Below are 18,363 nucleotides of genomic sequence, written 5' to 3'. Positions count from 1 at the left end.
TCACCCTCTATGAAGTTTACCGTTGCCCAAAGCAAGTTCTCTGCCTTCTATGCACAGCCGACATCCTCAACAGCTGTTGGGAGCGGATCGTTTCGAGACTGGTACGCTGAGGGGGAAAGTCAGGCCAATGCTGGAGCCTACGATCGCGCCCTGCGCTGTTTCGAAGAAGCCATTATTCTGGCCCCTGACCATCTGGAGACGCTGATTTACCAGGCGGTGTGTCTGATCCACTTAGAACAGCCAGAGCGGGCCTTAGCGGTAGCTGATCAGGTGCTGGCGATCGCTCCCAACTATCCCCAGGGATGGCTTTACCGTGGCGTCGCCCTGCATCGTCTGGGCCGCTACAAAGAGTCCTACGCTAGCTATGCCCGAGCTACGCCATCCTGACTAAACTGGGGCCAAGGTTAGGGGCAATAACTCGCTTTGGCAAATACACTTGAACGCGTAGACCTTACTCTGAGCGTTGGCTATGGCTGGGGTTGCATCACCCACGGCGGCGTTTCCTTCTTTAGAAACGGCCCTTAAACATCATTTTGGCTATGACCAGTTTCGGCTGGGTCAGCGGCCCGTGATTGAAGCCGTGCTCAAAAACCAGGATGCCTTGGTGATTATGCCGACCGGGGGCGGCAAGTCACTGTGCTACCAGTTGCCCGCTTTGCTCAAGCTAGGGGTGATGGTGGTGGTGTCGCCGCTGATTGCCCTGATGCAAGACCAGGTGGACAGCCTGACCGACAACGGCGTGCCGGCTACCTACTTGAATAGCTCCCTCGATTTCAACGCCATTCGCCAGCGAGAGGCCGATTTGCTGGCGGGCAAAATCAAGCTGCTCTACGTGTCGCCGGAGCGTCTGATCAAAGATCGAGGGATCAATCCGGCATTTTTGGGGCTGCTGAACCAGCTGATCCAAACTGTCGGGGTGAGCGGTTTCGCCATTGACGAGGCCCACTGCGTCTCGGAATGGGGCCACGACTTTCGCCCCGAGTATCGGCAGCTGTCGGTGCTGCGAGAGACGTTCCCACAAATTCCAGTGATGGCGCTGACCGCCACCGCCACCGAGCGGGTGCGGGTGGATATTGCCCAACAGCTGCGCCTGCGGGATCCGCTGATTCAGGTGTCGAGCTTTAACCGGCCCAATCTGTTCTACGAAGTGCGCCCCAAGGGCCGTGACCCCTACGGCGAACTGCTCCGCCAGGTGAAACGGCACCAGGGGTCGGGCATTATCTACTGCCTTAGCCGCAAGCGAGTGGGGGAGCTGGCCGAAAAGCTGACTGCCGATGGGCAATCGGTGCTGCCCTACCACGCAGGCCTCTCCGATGAAACCCGGCGAGAAAACCAAACCCGCTTTATTCGCGACGATGTGCGGCTGATGGTGGCCACGGTGGCCTTTGGCATGGGCATCAACAAGCCCGATGTGCGCTTTGTCATCCACTACGACATTCCCCGCAACATTGAGGGCTACTACCAGGAGAGTGGGCGGGCGGGGCGCGACGGCGAACCGGCCCACTGCACCCTGTACCTCGCCTACGGAGATGTGGCCACGGCGGACTACTTGATTGGCCAAAAGCCCGATGAGACCGAGCAGCGGATTGCCCGCCAGCAGCTGCGGCAAATGATCGACTACGCCGAAACGAGCGTGTGTCGGCGGCGAGTGCAGCTCAGCTACTTTGGTGAATCGCTGGAAGGGCTGTGCCACCAGTGCGACAACTGTCTCAACCCACCCCCGGTGGAAGACTGGACTATTGAGGCGCAGAAGTTTCTCTCCTGCGTGGCCCGCTGCCAGGAGCGCTTTGGCATGGCCCACATTATTGACGTGCTGCGCGGTTCTAAAAAACAGAAGATTTTGGATTTGCGCCACGACCAGCTTTCGACCCACGGCATTGGCAAGGACCGCTCGGTGGAGGAGTGGCGGCTGCTGGGGCGATCGCTGCTGCACCAGCGGCTGGTCGATGAAACCACCGACGGCTATCCAGTGCTCAAGCTCAACGCCGCTAGCTGGCAGGTGCTTCGGAAGCAAATTTCCGTAGAAGTAGCGGTGCCCAAGGATTTTGCCCCTGGCCCTGCCGAAGCCGCTGCGATCGAGGACACCCCAGAGGTGGCGCAGCTCTTGACGGTGCTCAAGGCTCTGCGCAAGCGCTTGGCCGACCAGCAAAGCGTGCCCCCCTACGTGGTATTCCCCGAGTCGGCCCTGCGGCAAATGGCCCAAACCCGACCGCAGACGATCGCAGCGTTTGGGCAGGTGTCGGGGGTGGGCAGCCGCAAGCTAGAGCAGTATGGGGAAGTATTTACCGATGCTATTCGCCAGTTTTGCGCCGACTACGGCCTGGAGTCTGATCCAGGGGCCGGGCGGAGGCGATCGCGTCCGGCCAGAGAACGCCGTCAGGCGGTGGGCGACACCCACCGCCACACCCTAGAGCTACACCGTCAGGGGCTTTCCCTAGATGAGATTGCCGACCAGCGGGGGCTGAAGCCGACCACCATCGCCAGCCATCTGGAACACCTTCTACGCCAGGGAGAATCGGTAAATGTGGATCGGCTGGTCGATATCGACCGACAGCAGGCGGTGATAGCGGTGTTGACAGAGATGGAGAATGCCTCGCTGACGGAGATTCGCGATCGCCTTGGCCCTGCCTACAGCTACGAAGACATTCGCCTGGTGCGCGCCCGGTGGCAAACCGAGCAGCCCAAAGTCTAGCTGTCCGCTGGAGGGTTGTCCGCTGAAGGGTTGTCCGCTGAAGGGTTGGCCGCTGAAGGGTTGGCCGCTGAAGGGTTGGCCGCTGAAGGGTTGGCCGCTGGAGAATTGTCCGTGGAGGTCAAATCTAAAACGCTGAGCAACTCCACCAGGCGCACCGGATTGGTTAGATAGAGGTAGCCCACCAGGGCCTCAAACCCAGTGGCCTGCTGGTAGATCTGACTGTCTACCCGCCGGGGGCCACGGGAGGACGCGTTGCGGCCCCGACGCAGCAAATCCTGCTCTGCCGCTGTCAGCAGGGGCATGAGCTGCTGCACCTGATAGGCCTGCTGTTCGGCCCTCACCTGGTTGACAACCCGCCGATGAAAGGCCTGAATGCGCTGGGGAGGCAGCAAAAAAGCGCCCCGTACAAATAGTTCGTACACGGCATCGCCGATATAGGCCAGAGCTACCGGAGACAAGGACTGAACCTGCGCTGGAGAGATGGCCATAGCAGAGCTGTGAGCGCTGAACTGAAGCAGCCACTGCAGGCTAGGAGGAGTCTCAGGGCACATTTCAGCCACGACTATCTCTGCCTAGACCAGCAAAACGCTAGGGCTATTCACTGGGCGGTTTTTCCAGGTTTGCGATCGCGTCTTCGACCGAGGGCTGAAGCGATAGAAATTTCTCAAGCCGCACCAGCTTCACCGTCTGGGTTACTCGGGGGTTGGTTACGACCTGCACCGTACCGCCTTCGGTGGTGGCTTTTTTAACCAGCTGTACGAGCGCGCCCAGCCCTGAGCTATCGACAAAGTCAATGGCCGCTAGGTCAAGGATAATGTTGGTCGGCCCTGCATCCACGTACTTGGTCATCGCCTTGCGAAATGCAGGCTCCGAGAACGCATCTAGCAGACCCGTGAGGCGAAAAAGTTGATAGGTTCCCCTGACATCGCGAGTGCCTCGTAAACTTACGGTCAGGGTTAGAGATTCAGCGATGGGAAACCTCCTCGGCGCTCCAGTTCGACGTTAAATATAGGTCAGGATATCCTTACCCGCAAGGGGTAAAACCGTACGGACTAGCTGCAAAGTCTGCCGCTGAGCCAAACCTGAAACCAGCCCAGAACCAGCACCCTGCTGTAGACAGATAGCATATAGCGGTTTGGCTAATTTTTGCTAGCTCCAGCGGAGAGACCGCCGAACCAGGCAGTCAAAGCCCCAACAAGTCTTGACATCAGATGGGCAGAAGCTGCTGGCGATGGGTGCGCATGGTGTCTACAAATTTAGCAAACAGGTAGTCGGCATCGTGGGGGCCAGGGCTGGCCTCGGGGTGGTACTGCACCGAAAACAGCGGCAGGGTTTTGTGGGCTAGCCCAGCGACGGTCTGGTCATTTAAGTTTAGGTGGGTGACCGTCACCGTATCTTCGGGGATGGAGGTGGCATCGAGGGCAAAGCCGTGATTTTGGCTGGTAATTTCCACCTGGCGTTCCAGGCCGCAGGGCTGGTTAAGCCCCCGGTGCCCAAACCGCAATTTGAAGGTCGAAGCGCCCAGGGACAGCCCTAAAATTTGGTGGCCCATGCAGATGCCGAAGGTGGGCAACGAGTAGTTTAGAAGCGCCTGCACTAGCTCTGGGGCATTGGTTACCGCTGCGGGATCTCCGGGGCCATTGGAGAGAAAAATGCCGTCGGGCTGGTAGCCCATGATTTGCTCTGGGGTGGTGCTGGCGGGCACTACAATGACCCGACAGCCATAGCTGGCCAAACGCCGCAGAATATTGCGCTTGACGCCAAAGTCAACCGCCACCACCGTCAGCGGGGTCTCGTCTCCAGGCAGCGGCTCGGTAGGACCGAAGGCCCAGACGGGGTCGGTGCCTTCGGTCCACTCGTAGATCTCAGTGGTGCTCACCTGATCGACCAGGTTTAATCCAGCCATTGGCGGAGCATCCTGAAGCTGGCGCAGCAGTTCCTGGGGGTCGAGCACGGTGGTGGAAATGGCTCCGTTCATGGCCCCTGCGGTGCGGATCTTGCGGGTGAGGGCGCGGGTGTCAATGCCAAAAATACCGGGAATTTTGTGGGTTTTGAGGTAGTTGGGCAGCGATTGGGTAGAGCGCCAGTTGCTGGGTATTTCGCAGATGTTGCGGGCGATCGCCCCCCTAATCTGGGGCCGGCTCGACTCTTCGTCGTCGGGGTTGACGCCGGTATTGCCCAGCTCTGGGTAGGTGAAGGTGACAATCTGGCCGCAGTAGCTGGGGTCGGTCATGACTTCTTGATATCCCGTCATGCCGGTGTTGAAAACGACCTCTCCCATGACGGTGCCCGGTGCCCCAAAGGACCAGCCCCGAAACACTGAACCGTCGGCTAAAACTAGCACTGCTGGGGGGGCATCGGGGAAAACCATGGCGATTTGCTCAGCGCTACGAATCGCTATTATCCTAAGGCTAAACGTCAGTTTTCAGCCATTCCACCGCGACTAAATTTGCCCTAACTGTCCCAGCTCTAGCTGTCCCAACTCAATACCGGTTCGGAGGCCTGGAAGCATAGGGGACTGGGGGACATCTGGGGACGCTTAAATAGGCTCATAGGCTACGGCCTTGCATAGATTAGGGAATTCTAATTTTCGAGTTGAGCAGTTGGGACAGTGGAGCAGCAGCTATGGCGAGACCCTGGGCGATCGCAAATTGGTTCATGCTGGGAGGTGTTCTCTGCGGGTTAACAAGCTGCGGGCTGTCTCCCCGGCTGGGCCTTTCAACAGCGCCGATCTCAACAGCGCCAACAGAAGCCCCAAAAACAGCGCCAGAAACGGCCCCCAAAACGATCCCAGAGAAAGCGCCGACAGCCGCTGACCAGCAGGTTTTATCAGCCGCCACAGAACCCAGCGCTGGCGAACCAGCCCCGGCCAAATCAGCGGTGACAGGGGCCAACCCGGCGTCACCACCGGGCGGAGATTCCTTTCGGGAAGCGGTGAATCGGGCCACCAGCGCTGTGGCCATTGGTCAGTCGGCCCAGTCCCACGCCGATTGGCAGCTGGCGGCCAGCCGCTGGCAGCAGGCGATCGCTCTGATGGAGCAAGTGCCCAGCGGCAGCGCCCACTACCCCCAGGCCAAGGCCAAAGCCCAGGAATATAAACAGCACCTGGCCGCTGCCCGGCAGCGGTCCACGGGCAGCATTGCGCCCCCGGCACCGCCCGCTCCGGCCCCTGCCGCACCCCCCGCCGGGCTGGTGGCTCAGATTCCCATTCAGCGCCGCCAGGGAGGCACCCCGGTGGTAGCAGTGACCCTGCGGGGCAGCCGGGGAGCGCAAACCTTTCCCATGCTGTTTGACACGGGAGCCACCGGCACCCTGATTACCGCTGAAATGGCCCAGGCCGTGGGGGTGACGATTGTGGGCGAAACCCAGGCCCGCATTGCCGACGGCACCACGGTGACGCTGCCCGTTGGCAGCGTGGATGCGGTGGAGCTGGGCGGACTGCGCCGCGAGCAGGTGAAGGTAGCCATTGGCGGCAGCCACGGCCTGCTGGGGCAGGACATCTACGGCCAGTACGGTATCGCCATCGGCTCTAACCAAATCAATCTGCACCAGTGATACTGCCCAGGCAAATCGGCCCCAGCAAACCCGCGCGGGCAGCCTGGCCCAGGGGGCAGGAATGCGTGAGAATAGGCAGCAGGTTTATGTTTTCCCTGCCCTATGACTGTTTCTGTGCTGCCCACCGCCGCCGCTAAGCTGAGCGAACCGCCATCGATCGACTTGGCCGCCCGGGTGCGGGTCGCGATGATTCAAACGTCGCTGCTGGAGGCCGCAATTCCCACCGCCTACGTGGCCGCGAGCGATGTCGCCAGCGAGCCGCCGCTGCTGTTGATCCACGGCTTTGACAGCTCGCTGCTGGAGTTTCGTCGGCTGCTGCCGCTGCTGGCCCCCCGCACCTGGGCGGTCGATTTGCTGGGGTTTGGGTTCAGCGATCGCGCCCTCTACCCCGACCTTTCCCCTGGGGCTATCAAGCTGCACCTGCACAGCTTTTGGCAGCAGATGATCGCTCGCCCAATGGTGCTGGTGGGGGCGTCTATGGGCGGGGCTGCCGCCATCGACTTTGCCCTCACCTACCCCGAGGCTGTGGCCGGACTGGTGCTGCTGGATGCCGCTGGCTTTGCCGCCGGGCCTGCCATGGGTAATCTGATGGTGCCGCCGCTGGACAGCTGGGCCACGGCCTTTTTGCGCAACCCTCGGGTGCGGCGCAGCATTAGCCGCCAGGCCTACTTCGACAAAACCCTCGTCACCCCCGACGCCGAACTCTGTGCGGCCCTGCACCTGCAATGTCCCGGCTGGAAGGAGGCGCTAATTGCCTTTACCAAAAGCGGCGGCTACAACTTTCTCGGCCCTAAGATTGCTCAGATTGCCTGCCCTACGCTGGTGGTTTGGGGCGAACAGGATAAAATTTTGGGCACAAAGGATGCGCGGCGGTTTGAGGGCGCGATCGCTGGCTCTCAGCTGGTTTGGATTCCCCAGTGCGGCCACGTCCCCCACCTGGAAAAACCCCAGGACACAGCAGCGGCCATGCTTGCTTTTGTCGATAGGCTGGCCTAGCTGGGTCAAGGGCAGCTTAGGATCAGGAGCGTTCCCACCGTCAGAACTCCACTTCGCGCCAGGATGCAGCCAATTTGGCCCGGATGTTTCAAGATATGAAGAAGGTCGGCTCAGTCTCTGAGTCCCCCCGATTAAACCCTGTGATTTTGGAGCCAGCCGCAAACGGGTATGACACAACTTTTTTCAGAGATCGGCACCGCTGATGTATCGACGGTTGTAGCAGGCGCGAGCGGTAGCCCCGCCGCTGCCCAGCCCGGCCCCCTCAGCCCCTTTGTGGCACGCCACCTGGGGCCAACCGAGCAAGACGCCGAGGCCATGCTGGCGGCTTTGGGCTATGCCTCTCTGGAAGAGTTGATCGAGGCCACCGTGCCCTCAGCCATTCGCCTTCAGCAGGCCCTCGATTTACCCCAGGGGCTAGACGAGGCGGCGGCACTGGCTCAGCTGCGATCGCTGGCGGCTCAAAACCAGGTGTGGCGATCGTACCTGGGCCTGGGCTACGCCAACACCCTCACCCCAGCGGTGATTCAGCGCAACGTGCTCGAAAATCCCGGCTGGTACACCCAGTACACCCCCTACCAGCCCGAGATTTCCCAGGGGCGGCTAGAGGCGCTGCTGAATTTTCAAACCCTGGTCACCGACCTGACCGGCATGGAAATTGCCAACGCCTCTCTGCTCGACGAGGGCACCGCCGCCGCCGAGACCATGACCCTGGCCTTCAACGCCCGCAAGCAAAAAGACGCCAAAACCTTTTGGGTTTCCGCCGCCTGCCATCCCCAGACCATCGATGTGGTCAAAACCCGCGCCCTGCCCCTGGGCATTGCGGTGATGGTGGGCGACCACCGCAGCTTTAGCTTTGACACGCCCGTGTTTGGGGTGCTGTTGCAGTATCCCGCCACCGATGGGGCCGTCTATGACTACGAAGACTTCATCGCCGCAGCCCACGGGGCCAATGCCCTGGTCACCGTCGCCGCCGATCTGCTCAGCCTCACCCTGCTGCGGCCCCCCGGCGAGTTTGGGGCCGATGTGGTGGTGGGCAACACCCAGCGCTTTGGCGTGCCCCTGGGCTTTGGCGGCCCCCATGCCGCCTTCTTTGCCACCCGCAATGCCTTTGCCCGCAAGCTGCCCGGTCGCCTAGTGGGCGTCTCTAAAGATACCTACGACAACCCGGCCCTGCGCCTGACCCTGCAAACCCGCGAGCAGCACATCCGCCGCGACGCCGCCACCAGCAATATTTGCACGGCCCAAGTGCTGCTGGCGATTATGGCCGCCATGTACGCGGTATACCACGGGCCGGAGGGGCTGCGGGCGATCGGCGATCGCATCCATCACCACACCCTCGCCCTGGCCTCAGCCCTGACCGCAGCGGGCTTTGACCTGGGCCAAGAGCCAGTGTTCGATACCCTGCGGGTCGGCGTGGGCGACCTCCAGTCCGACATCCTGACCCGCGCCGCCGACCACCGCATCAACCTGCGCGCGCTCGACAGCGAAACCCTGATCGTCGCCCTCGACGAAACCGTCACCGAGGCCGATCTCCAAGACCTAATCACCGTCTTTACCGGCTCTACTCCCCCACTCTCCCACTCCCCCACCCCCTCACTCCCCCACCTCCCCTCCCCCCTCCAACGCACCACCCCCTACCTCACCCACCCCACCTTCCACCGCTACCACTCCGAAACGGAGATGCTGCGGTACCTGTATCGATTACAGAACAAGGATCTCTCCCTGGCGACGGCGATGATTCCGCTGGGGTCTTGCACCATGAAGCTGAACGCCACCGCTGAAATGGTGCCGGTCACCTGGCCGGAGTTTGGCCAGATTCACCCCTTTGCCCCCGCCGAGCAAACCGCAGGCTACCGCAAGCTCTTTTCAGATTTAGAAACCTGGCTGGGGGAAATTACCGGCTTCGACGGGGTTTCGCTCCAGCCCAACGCCGGGGCCCAGGGGGAATACACCGGACTGCTGGTGATTCGCGAATACCACCAGCAGCGCGGAGAGCACCACCGCAATGTCTGTCTGATTCCCCAATCGGCCCACGGCACCAACCCAGCCAGCGCCGTGATGGCTGGCATGAAAGTTGTCCCCGTGGCCTGCGACGAGGATGGCAATATCGACGTCGCTGACCTGCAAGCCAAAGCCGAAAAGCACGGCGAAAAGCTGGCGGCGCTGATGGTCACCTACCCTTCGACCCACGGCGTCTTTGAGGCAGGGATTGCGGAGATTTGCGCGATCGTCCACGACCACGGCGGCCAGGTCTATATGGATGGGGCCAACATGAACGCCCAGGTGGGCCTCTGTCGCCCCGCCGACTTCGGGGCCGATGTGTGCCATCTCAACCTGCACAAAACCTTCTGCATTCCCCACGGGGGCGGCGGGCCGGGGGTAGGGCCAATTGGGGTGAAGGCGCACCTCGCCCCCTACCTGCCGGGGCACGGCCTGGTGGCCGGGGTAGGCGGCGACCAGAGCGTTGGGGCGGTGACTTCCGCGCCCTGGGGCAGCGCCAGCATTTTGCCCATCTCCTGGATGTACATTGCCATGATGGGCGGCGCGGGGCTGAAGCGAGCTACGGAAGTCGCGATTCTCAACGCCAACTACATCGCCCAGCGCCTGGCGGGGCACTACGACATTCTCTACACGGGGCAAAATGGCCGGGTGGCCCACGAGTGCATTCTCGATGTGCGGCCCTTTAAAAAGTCAGCGGATATTGGCGTGGAAGACGTGGCCAAGCGGCTGATTGACTATGGCTTTCACCCGCCCACAATGTCGTGGCCGGTGGCGGGCACGCTGATGGTGGAACCCACCGAGAGCGAGTCAAAGGCGGAGCTAGACCGCTTTTGCGACGCTATGATTGCCATTCGTGAGGAGATTCGCGCCATTGAGACAGGCCAGGCCGATCGCGACCACAACCTGCTCAAGCACGCGCCCCACACAGCGGCGGACCTGGTATCCGATTGGGATCGCCCCTACAGCCGCGAGCAGGCGGTTTTTCCCACCCCGTTTACCCGCAGCGCCAAGTTTTGGCCCGCCGTGAACCGCATTGACCAGGCCTACGGCGATCGCAACTTGATCTGCTCCTGCGCTGGCATGGAAAACTACTAATCGGCCCTTGGTCGCTACCGATCTGAGGATCAGTCGCGACCAAGGAGGTACCGATTTGCCAGGCTTGCCCTTTCTAGCCCTTGGGTAGCGTTTGCTGCCAGGCGGGCAGCTGATCCATGCGATCGGACCAGGCGCGAATATGGGGATAACCCTCCAGGGGGAACTGGCCCGGTATGGCGTAGGTTAAGCTGCTCGCCACCGAGAAATCGGCCAGGGTGAGGGCATTGTCGACCAAAAATTTGCGCCCCTCTAGATGCTGATTCAGCACCGCAGCCTCCCGGTGAAAGGCCTCGGTAGCCCCCTGCAAAACCTGCGGATCAGGCTCACCCAGATTCAAAAGCCGCTTGACAAAATTCTCAAATTGCATCGTCTGACAGGGCTGATACCAGTGGGCCAGATGCCAGCTCTGCCACCGCAGAATATCCGCTCGTATGGTTTCCTGCTTCGGCCACAGGGAGTTCGGGGTGCGACTGGCGAGATAGTACATGATCGCAGTGGATTCCCACAGCACAACCTCGCCATCTTGAAGGACTGGCGTGCGCCCAGTGGGGTTGAGGCTTAGGAACTCTGGGCTGTGCTGCTCACCCTTTTGAATATCGATAAATCGCAGATCGAGGGGAACATCGAGGTGAAGGGCAACGGCGTGGGCCTTGCGAGTGTTGGGCGAAGCCGGGAAATAATAGAGCTTCATGGCGCTGGATCCTGTTTCTAGGTGTATGCGGGCCAGAGCACAGGTAGTTTAGCTGTGCTTCTATGGCTATAACGATTCAGGTCAGGCCATTTCGACAGTAGGCCCAATTTTCTACGGCCATTGCTAAGTAGGGTTACATGGCCCCGGTTTTTCAGTTGCGGAGTGATAAGGTTGACTGGGATTGCGTCAGATGAGGAATTTCGGCAGCTCAGGATCAGCGGTATAGGGCGATCTAGCCCCGATTGGCTACAGTCGTCCCAGGTCGATCAAAACCCTAATTTACGCCTTAGCTTTTTCCATTAATGGTCAACTCTGCTCAGCCTCGGGTCATTTTTTTAGATGCGGTTGGCACCCTGTTTGGGGTGGCGGGCAGCGTCGGTGCCATCTATGCCGATCTGGCCCAGCGCCACGGTATTGAGGCCGACCCTATGGCCCTAAATCAGGCCTTTTTTCGCGCCTTTAAGGCGGCTCCAGAGATGGCTTTCCCTGGCAGCGACCCGGCGGCGGTGCCCGAGCAGGAGTATCGCTGGTGGCGGGCGATTGCCCAGCAAACCTTTAGCAGTACCGGGGTGCTCGATCGCTTCGTCGACTTCGACAGCTTTTTTGCCGACCTCTACGCCCACTTTGCCACCCCAGAGCCCTGGGAACTCTATCCCGATGTCGTCTCCGCGCTGGAGCGCTGGCGGCGGCGCGGCATTGCCCTGGGGGTAATTTCAAACTTCGACACCCGGCTGTACCAGGTGCTAGAAGAACTCAACCTGGCCACCTACTTTAGCTCGGTGACGCTGTCTTCTGAGGCGGGGGCCGCCAAGCCCGACCCGCTGATTTTTGCCACCGCCCTGCAAAAGCACCGCTGCGACGCCAGCCAGGCCTGGCACGTGGGCGACAGCAAAACGGACGATTTGGAAGGGGCCAAAGCCGCCGGACTGCACGGTATTTTAATTAAGCGACCCGTGAGTAGCTAGTACTCTGCCAGGGTGAAATTGACTTTTGCAATCGGGTGGATGGGACAGACTGTTGAGCAACGGCCAGGACTCGCTTGGTGAAGCACTAGGCCCGATCGCCCCGAAAGGCCAGTTCTGCCGGGCCGGTCATGTAAACCCGGTTGTCGGTGACTGACCACTCGATGTGGAGGGGGCCACCGGGCAATTCTACAGTGGCGGCGCGATCGCAGAGTCCGTTCAGCACCCCGGCCACCAGCGACGCGCAGGCTCCGGTGCCGCAGGCCAGGGTAATGCCAGCCCCGCGCTCCCACACCCGCATTTTGAGATAGTCGGGCCGCACCACCTGAATGAACTCGGTGTTGATGCGCTGGGGAAAGGCGGCGTGGTGCTCGAACTGGGGGCCAATGGACTCCAGCGCAATCGCCGCTACATCTTCTACAAAGGTGATGCAGTGGGGGTTGCCCATGCTAACGCAGGTCACCGACCAGGTTTGGTCGGCTACGGTGAGGGGCACCGCCACCACTTTCTCCCCAGCGGCGGCCAGGGTGGTGGGGATTTCGTCGGCCAGCAGGTGGGGCGGCCCCATGTCTACCGTCACCTGGCCATCGGGCTGGAGGGTGGGCGAAATTAGCCCCGCCAGGGTGTGAATGCGGTAGGTGTGGGGGGCCTGGGGTGCTTTGCCGTCAGCGGTTTCGAGGGTTTCTAGAAACTTGGCCAGGCAGCGAATGCCGTTGCCGCACATCTCTGGCTCCGAGCCATCGGAGTTGTAGATGCGCATGGTGTAGTCGGTGCCCGCCTGGCCCGGCAGGGCAAAAATAACCCCGTCTGCGCCAATGCCAAAATGGCGATCGCACCACCGCACCGCATCTTCGGAACTCAGCACCGGCTCCGGCTGATGGCGATTGTCCACCAGAATAAAGTCGTTGCCCAGGCCGTGGTACTTGCTAAATTCCATAGTCGCCGATGCTGAATGAGGGAACCTTAATTATTAACCAAATCGGCAAAATGGGGCGTTCATCGCGCTGGGGAAGGCAGCAGGACGTTACGGCCGGGTCACATTGAAGATCTAAGAACTGCAATTAGCTTCACGGCTGTGCCAGGTTGCGTTTAGAGACCGGGTGCCTATTGTTTTGACCCAAGACTTTGCTGGCAGCAGCAGGCAACCGGTCTCTTTGCAGGAACCTATTCAATCAGCAGGATCTTGGTCATGATCACCATCCACTGGTTGGGTTGGTCGGTCGCCCCGGCTCCGCTGGGCGGCACGGGCATGGGGTCTGACCAGTCGTTGGGGTCGGCATAGCCGAGGGCGTGGAGGATTTTGATGGTGCGGTCTATACCCGCCAAACTGCCGTAGAGCATGTGGCGCACCCGCTCTTGGCGAGGCTGGGGGTTTGACCCATGGGCAGGCGAACGATTCGACGCGCCAGTGGCGTCTGGTTCGAGATATTCAAACATCGGTTCTGTTTCCTTAGTTTGGGTACGGAAGAAACAGAACGCGAAAACCCTAGCCACCCGCAGCTGAGGTGCAAACTGGGGGGGCTAGGGTACGATCGACCGTAGCCTCGCAATCTGCCTGTGAGATTCGCGGGGTTAGCTGTTCGTAGGTGCTGCTAACACCTGCGGACAGCGCTAAGATTTTCGAGTCCTGTGTGGCAACCGCTCTGGTCGAACGGCTTAAAGAATGAGTGTACTGGTGCGATCGCTCCCCGTCAACCGTGGAGCAATAGAGACTTTGCATGATTATCGGTAAAGACGTAGGGCAAGGTTGCCTGCTGTGGCTTGAGCTTGCAATCTCTGACATCTGCCCAGTATGAGTACGATATTAGAGGTAGTGTTCGGTCATTTCTGGAATCCCAGTATGCTGGAATGGTTGGCAGTCACAACAGGGGTAGAGCTAGGTAAGCTGGTGCTTGAGCAGGTTCTCGATTTGGGTAAGCCTGTCCTAGAAGGATATGTTCAAGATTTTTTCAAGGACTGCCTGAGTAGCGGGGTTGCTCGGCTCAATGCTACAACGCTGAAAACGCCGATGGCAGAAGCGATCGGTTGTTTTATTAAGCGTTTTATTAAAGAACTTCAGATTAACGACGTTCCTGAAACCAGTATTCAGCATCACTACAAGGCGGCGATCAAGAAGTTTGTACAAGATAAGGCTGTGCGCCCTATCCTGGGCAAAGCCTTTGAGAAAGATTGTAAACAAATTGGTTATGCACAGCTAGAGCAAATTTGGACACAACAGTATCAAGGGTCTGGATGGCAATTTCCCTTAGAGGAGTTTGATTGGCGGGGCGTCTGCAAAGAATATGTGTATGAGGTCAAGGGTATTGTTAAAGCGAATTCAGAGTTGCGGGAGATTCTGAATTCTGGCCTGCTAGAAGACATTGCCCGTAATACAGCACAACTCTCACCAGGATTTGATGCTGAGACCTATCGAGAGAGTTTGCAGTCTAGTTATGGCTATCTGAAACTGTATATCCTTGACAGTACTGACCGGGTCGATGCCATCAAGCTTTGGGCAATGTTCGTTGAGCAAACCGTGCGAGAGGCATTGCCCCCGATGCGCTACGATATGCCTCTGGACTTGAAGCGCCAGCTACAAGCCGAAGGTCAACTCGAAGCAGATTTATCGCCTGAAGCCCTAGAGCATGATCGTCATGCGTATTTTCAGCAGCCCGCACGAAAAGTTTTAGAAGCGATTATAACCTCTCAACGGGCGGTGATTTTAGGAGATCCAGGATCGGGTAAGTCGAGCTTGTTGCAATATCTGGCGCTGGAATGGGTAGAGGGTAATACTGAAAAACTTCCGCTATTAATCGAGTTACGGGAATTTGCCATCACTCCATCCGCCAACTTTCTCGAATTTCTCCATCGAGGTCGGGGCGTAGATTGGCAGTTTGATCAACATCAACTGCATCAGCATTTACTAGAGTTTCCTACCCTGGTGATGTTTGATGGTCTGGATGAGGTGTTCGATCGCACCACCCAATCTACTGTCATTGACGACATCATTCGATTTTCCCAGCAATATCCCAAAGCTCAAATACTGGTTACATCTCGAATCATCGGCTACAACCCCGAACGACTTCAGCAGAGTGGATTTCGGCACTTCACGATTCAATCCCTGGATATAGACGAGATTCATGAGTTTATAGATCGCTGGTATGACCTATCGCTGGGCAGCGATCCCGATAAAGTGCGGTTGAAACAGCGATTGAAGGATGCGATCGCCAGCTCCAAAGCCATCCAAAATTTGGCAGACAATCCATTATTGCTAACGATGATGGCAATTCTAAATCGGCGGCAAGAGTTACCCCGCGATCGCGCCGACCTCTACGACCAGGCTTCGCGGGTATTGCTGTACCACTGGGATGTGGATCACAAGCAATTGCAGATTCCGATGGATGCGATCGGGCGACGGGAAAAGCAAGAGATGCTTCGCTTGATTGCCTATGAGATGCAGGCAGGGGAAGAGGGATTGAAAGGGAATCTCATCAGTGCAGAACACCTCACCCGCATTTTGACCAACTATTTGCGAGAGCAGGGCTTTAGTGAACCCCGCGAAAAAGCCAATCGGTTGATTCAACAATTGCGGGAACGCAACTTCATCCTCTGCTATCGCGGAGCCGACACCTACGGCTTCATGCACCGCACCTTTTTGGAATACTTCTGTGCGGTTGAAATTGTTCACCGCTTTGAAAAACAACGCACTCTTACGTTTGAACAATTACGGGATGAGGTGTTTGAAAACCATTGGCAAGATGAAACTTGGCATGAGGTTTTGCGGCTCATTTGTGGGATGATTGATGCAAAGTTTTCTGCGATATTGATCGAATATTTAATGTCGCAGGAAATGGACAGAAATTCTTATTTAGAAGATGTGGATTTAAAAGATTTCCCAGATTTCCGCGTGGTGAACGCTGAAGGGGTAGGCAATCTACTACTTGCAGCAGACTGTTTGTTTGAAGTTAAAGATTTTAGCTCAGTCGCATCTATAAAGCTTAGGTTAAAACAGCATCTTTGCTTTGAAGTAGAAAAACAAGAAGTTCCTCTATCTTATGAGGCAACTGAGGCGCTCTTAAATCGCATTGTCTACTGTTTTTATACAGAGCAAACTCTCACATGGCTTAAATCTCTGCCCGCACAGGAAAATAGTCCGTCGGCACTACCTCGCCAAGCAGTGATATTTATAATTAGCAAGTATTTTCATGACTATCCGGAAACCTTGAATTGGCTCAAACTACAAACTCAGCAAGATATTAATCCTGGGGATAACAACGGTCCTGTCAGATGGTCAGCAGTTATGGCAGTTGCTGAAAACTTTCACTATGCTCCAGAAACTTTAGCATGGCTCAAAACGAAAGCAAATCAAGAATTTGACGGTGGATTTACTCGTCAAGCCGCAATTCTTTCAATTGCAAAATATTATCAGACTAATGCAGAAACCCGGATTTTACTAGAAAATCTCCTCAGAAATGACACGGATCAGCATGTTCGTGGTGTAGCTGCAAAGGTTATTTGTGAACACTTCTCGCAAGCTCCAGAAATCTTCGAGCTTTTATATGAAATTGTCTTACAGGAGTCATTCTTGCCAAAATCTGTTCGGAACCAGAATCCTCGTCAAAATGCCTTAGAAGTTCTTCTGAGAAATTACCCCACTCACCCAAAAACGATCGAGCTGCTGCGCGATCGCGCCCTCAACGATCCCGATGAGCAACTACGAGAATGGGCACAGGAGCAGTTGCAACAGATGGAGAAGAAGGGAGGCTCAAGCGGATGGACTTGATTTACCTGGACTACAACTGCTTTCAGCGAAGATTTGATGATCCCAGTCAAGTTCGCATTCAAATTGAAGCGTTAGCCTGTCAAGAAATCTTCAATCGAGCAGAAACTCAAACGGTTCAGTTGATCTGGTCGTTTATGCATGAAGACGAGACGCTACTCTGTCCATTTCCAGAGCGGCAAGAGTTTGCCCTAGAACTTTCCACCCTGTGCCAAATTAGAATTGCCCCAGAAGACGCTATTTACAGCCTTGCTAAAGGATTCATCCAGCAAGGGAAGTTCTCGGCAAAGGATATTTTGCATGTTGCCTGTGCTAGCTATGCTCAGGCAAATTTCTTCCTCACTTGTGATGATGCCCTGATGCGACAAGCCAAGAAGCTAGCATTAGCTTGTGAAGTCATGAACCCAGTTGATTATATTCGGAGAGAAAATCCATGACAGATTCTACCCCAACCCTGAATGATTCTCAACTTCGGGTCAAAGCCCTGGCCACGCTCAAGCAAGAACTCGGCATGGCAGCCACTTTGCGCTTTCTGGCATTAATCAACCAGAACTCAACTGACTATGTAGAAATTTCTCGTCAACTCTATGAAGGACAGCAATTAGACGAAATTTTTTCTAGAGCCAAACAAAACTGGAAAGGTTAGCATTTTCCCCATTTCACAACTTTGGAACTTTTGTCTAACAAGCCATCAATGCCCCCGATGAGCAACTGTGACGATGGGCAACTGTGTGTTCCTCAGCAGACGGCAGCACAACAACCCCCTTGTAGCGGACGAACACAAACCCTCAGCGCTGAGTCCTAGGTTGTTTGCCGCCGCTGGTTGGGAACGTTAGGCAGCTTAATTTGTAGATGAGGGCAGTAGTCAAAAACTTATCTGTCGATATCGAAAATCAAGTGCTCAAAGGTTATTGATATATTCACACTTGAAATTATTTATGGTCGATTTCCCTAAAGCATTTTGGGTTGGATAAGATGTAGTTCGGCTGTGTAGGTTCGTCGAGTTTACAAAGCCTTTGAAAATGGAAAGATGGATAATTTCATGGCAAAAAGTTTTACTGGCGGTTGTATGTGCGGAGCAATCCGCTACGAATGTTCGGCAAAACCTATCGCAATGGGTTTATGTCACTGCCGAGATTGTCAGCGAGCGACAGGAAGCGCATTTGCTGCCGCGCTGATGGTGCCTCGCAATACTGTAACTATTTTTGGAGAAGTAAAATATTATGAGGTGATAGGCGATAGCGGCAATCCGATTAGTCGTGGCTTCTGTAATCATTGTGGTTCTCGGTTATTTGGTTCACGTGCGAATGCTGACTTTATCAGTATTCAAGCAGGAAGCTTAGACGATCCAAGTTGGTTTAAGCCTCAGGTGCACCTTTATGTTTCGAGTGCTCAACCGTGGGATTACTTGAATCCAGACTTGACAAAATTTGCCAAGTTTCCGCCACCCAGCAATTCAAATCCAGAGGACATTTGAAAGCTGTTAGCGCTGGGTTTGAAGTCGTCTGTTGCCGCTAATTTGAGTTGTTAAGTTGATTTCTTCTGAAGTGAATGCTTGATTTGAAAAATCAGGTCTTTCAAATCAAGTTAGATTGATTCTTTTTTTAACCTG

The 18,363-nt window shown here is 56.8% G+C and carries 16 protein-coding genes; 10 read left to right on the top strand and 6 right to left on the bottom strand.

What is annotated here, in order from left to right; all coding sequences use genetic code 11:
• The first annotated feature begins 9 nt into the window (after nucleotides 1–9).
• Nucleotides 10–387, top strand: a complete 378-nt coding sequence (locus LEPTO7104_RS34335; RefSeq protein ID WP_017299883.1) for a tetratricopeptide repeat protein — start codon at nucleotides 10–12, stop codon at nucleotides 385–387.
• An 82-nt stretch (nucleotides 388–469) separates the two neighbouring features.
• A complete protein-coding gene (gene recQ / locus LEPTO7104_RS0117515; protein WP_017299882.1) occupies nucleotides 470–2,692 on the top strand; it encodes a DNA helicase RecQ in 2,223 nt (740 codons plus the stop codon).
• Here recQ and LEPTO7104_RS34330 read toward each other — a convergent pair.
• From LEPTO7104_RS34330 to carA, 3 genes are all read right to left on the bottom strand, one after another.
• A complete protein-coding gene (locus LEPTO7104_RS34330) occupies nucleotides 2,689–3,180 on the bottom strand; it encodes a Mini-ribonuclease 3 (RefSeq protein ID WP_340627215.1) in 492 nt (163 codons plus the stop codon). The genes recQ and LEPTO7104_RS34330 overlap by 4 nt on opposite strands.
• A 106-nt stretch (nucleotides 3,181–3,286) precedes the next feature.
• Nucleotides 3,287–3,664 carry an STAS domain-containing protein gene (locus tag LEPTO7104_RS0117505; protein WP_071527277.1) on the bottom strand — a complete coding sequence of 126 codons (378 nt, stop codon included), beginning with the start codon at nucleotides 3,662–3,664 and terminating at the stop codon, nucleotides 3,287–3,289.
• Between the two features lie 235 nt (nucleotides 3,665–3,899).
• Nucleotides 3,900–5,063, bottom strand: a complete 1,164-nt coding sequence (gene carA, locus LEPTO7104_RS0117500) for a glutamine-hydrolyzing carbamoyl-phosphate synthase small subunit (RefSeq protein ID WP_017299879.1) — start codon at nucleotides 5,061–5,063, stop codon at nucleotides 3,900–3,902.
• A 254-nt stretch (nucleotides 5,064–5,317) separates the two neighbouring features.
• Between carA and LEPTO7104_RS0117490 the strand changes: the two genes are divergently transcribed.
• The 3 genes from LEPTO7104_RS0117490 (at nucleotide 5,318) to gcvP (ending at nucleotide 10,339) form a co-directional block, all read left to right on the top strand.
• Complete coding sequence (locus LEPTO7104_RS0117490) at nucleotides 5,318–6,247, top strand: retropepsin-like aspartic protease family protein (RefSeq protein WP_155523680.1); 930 nt, start codon at nucleotides 5,318–5,320, stop codon at nucleotides 6,245–6,247.
• Nucleotides 6,248–6,349: 102 nt separating this feature from the next.
• Complete coding sequence (locus LEPTO7104_RS0117485) at nucleotides 6,350–7,243, top strand: alpha/beta fold hydrolase (RefSeq protein WP_017299876.1); 894 nt, start codon at nucleotides 6,350–6,352, stop codon at nucleotides 7,241–7,243.
• 168 nt (nucleotides 7,244–7,411) lie between these two features.
• A complete protein-coding gene (gene gcvP, locus LEPTO7104_RS0117480) occupies nucleotides 7,412–10,339 on the top strand; it encodes an aminomethyl-transferring glycine dehydrogenase (protein ID WP_017299875.1) in 2,928 nt (975 codons plus the stop codon).
• A gap of 73 nt (nucleotides 10,340–10,412) precedes the next feature.
• Here the strand turns inward: gcvP and LEPTO7104_RS0117475 are convergent, their stop codons facing one another.
• On the bottom strand, nucleotides 10,413–11,030 hold the full coding sequence (locus LEPTO7104_RS0117475) for a glutathione S-transferase family protein (protein ID WP_017299874.1): 618 nt from the start codon (nucleotides 11,028–11,030) through the stop codon (nucleotides 10,413–10,415).
• A 302-nt stretch (nucleotides 11,031–11,332) separates the two neighbouring features.
• Between LEPTO7104_RS0117475 and LEPTO7104_RS0117470 the strand changes: the two genes are divergently transcribed.
• Complete coding sequence (locus LEPTO7104_RS0117470; protein WP_017299873.1) at nucleotides 11,333–11,995, top strand: HAD-IA family hydrolase; 663 nt, start codon at nucleotides 11,333–11,335, stop codon at nucleotides 11,993–11,995.
• A gap of 85 nt (nucleotides 11,996–12,080) precedes the next feature.
• Here the strand turns inward: LEPTO7104_RS0117470 and dapF are convergent, their stop codons facing one another.
• Nucleotides 12,081–12,929 carry a diaminopimelate epimerase gene (gene dapF, locus LEPTO7104_RS0117465; RefSeq protein WP_017299872.1) on the bottom strand — a complete coding sequence of 283 codons (849 nt, stop codon included), beginning with the start codon at nucleotides 12,927–12,929 and terminating at the stop codon, nucleotides 12,081–12,083.
• 227 nt (nucleotides 12,930–13,156) lie between these two features.
• Nucleotides 13,157–13,429, bottom strand: a complete 273-nt coding sequence (locus LEPTO7104_RS0117460) for a hypothetical protein (protein ID WP_017299871.1) — start codon at nucleotides 13,427–13,429, stop codon at nucleotides 13,157–13,159.
• A gap of 403 nt (nucleotides 13,430–13,832) precedes the next feature.
• Here LEPTO7104_RS0117460 and LEPTO7104_RS0117455 point away from each other — a divergent pair, with 403 nt between their 5' ends.
• The 4 genes from LEPTO7104_RS0117455 (at nucleotide 13,833) to LEPTO7104_RS38450 (ending at nucleotide 18,228) form a co-directional block, all read left to right on the top strand.
• Nucleotides 13,833–16,754 carry an NACHT domain-containing protein gene (locus tag LEPTO7104_RS0117455; protein ID WP_225887008.1) on the top strand — a complete coding sequence of 974 codons (2,922 nt, stop codon included), beginning with the start codon at nucleotides 13,833–13,835 and terminating at the stop codon, nucleotides 16,752–16,754.
• Nucleotides 16,745–17,188 (top strand): PIN domain-containing protein, encoded by a 444-nt coding sequence (locus LEPTO7104_RS0117450; RefSeq protein WP_017299869.1) that lies wholly within the window; start codon nucleotides 16,745–16,747, stop codon nucleotides 17,186–17,188. Before LEPTO7104_RS0117455 ends, LEPTO7104_RS0117450 begins: the two co-directional genes overlap by 10 nt.
• Nucleotides 17,185–17,397 (top strand): hypothetical protein, encoded by a 213-nt coding sequence (locus LEPTO7104_RS0117445; RefSeq protein WP_017299868.1) that lies wholly within the window; start codon nucleotides 17,185–17,187, stop codon nucleotides 17,395–17,397. Before LEPTO7104_RS0117450 ends, LEPTO7104_RS0117445 begins: the two co-directional genes overlap by 4 nt.
• Before the next feature lie 384 nt (nucleotides 17,398–17,781).
• Nucleotides 17,782–18,228, top strand: coding sequence for a GFA family protein (locus tag LEPTO7104_RS38450; RefSeq protein ID WP_225887007.1), 447 nt, complete (start codon nucleotides 17,782–17,784; stop codon nucleotides 18,226–18,228).
• Nucleotides 18,229–18,363 lie beyond the last annotated feature (135 nt).

It is taken from the genome of Nodosilinea nodulosa PCC 7104, assembly GCF_000309385.1.
GTDB lineage: Bacteria > Cyanobacteriota > Cyanobacteriia > Phormidesmidales > Phormidesmidaceae > Nodosilinea > Nodosilinea nodulosa.
The sequence above is the reverse complement of the archived record's forward strand: the minus strand, read 5'-3'. Positions and strand labels throughout refer to the sequence as shown.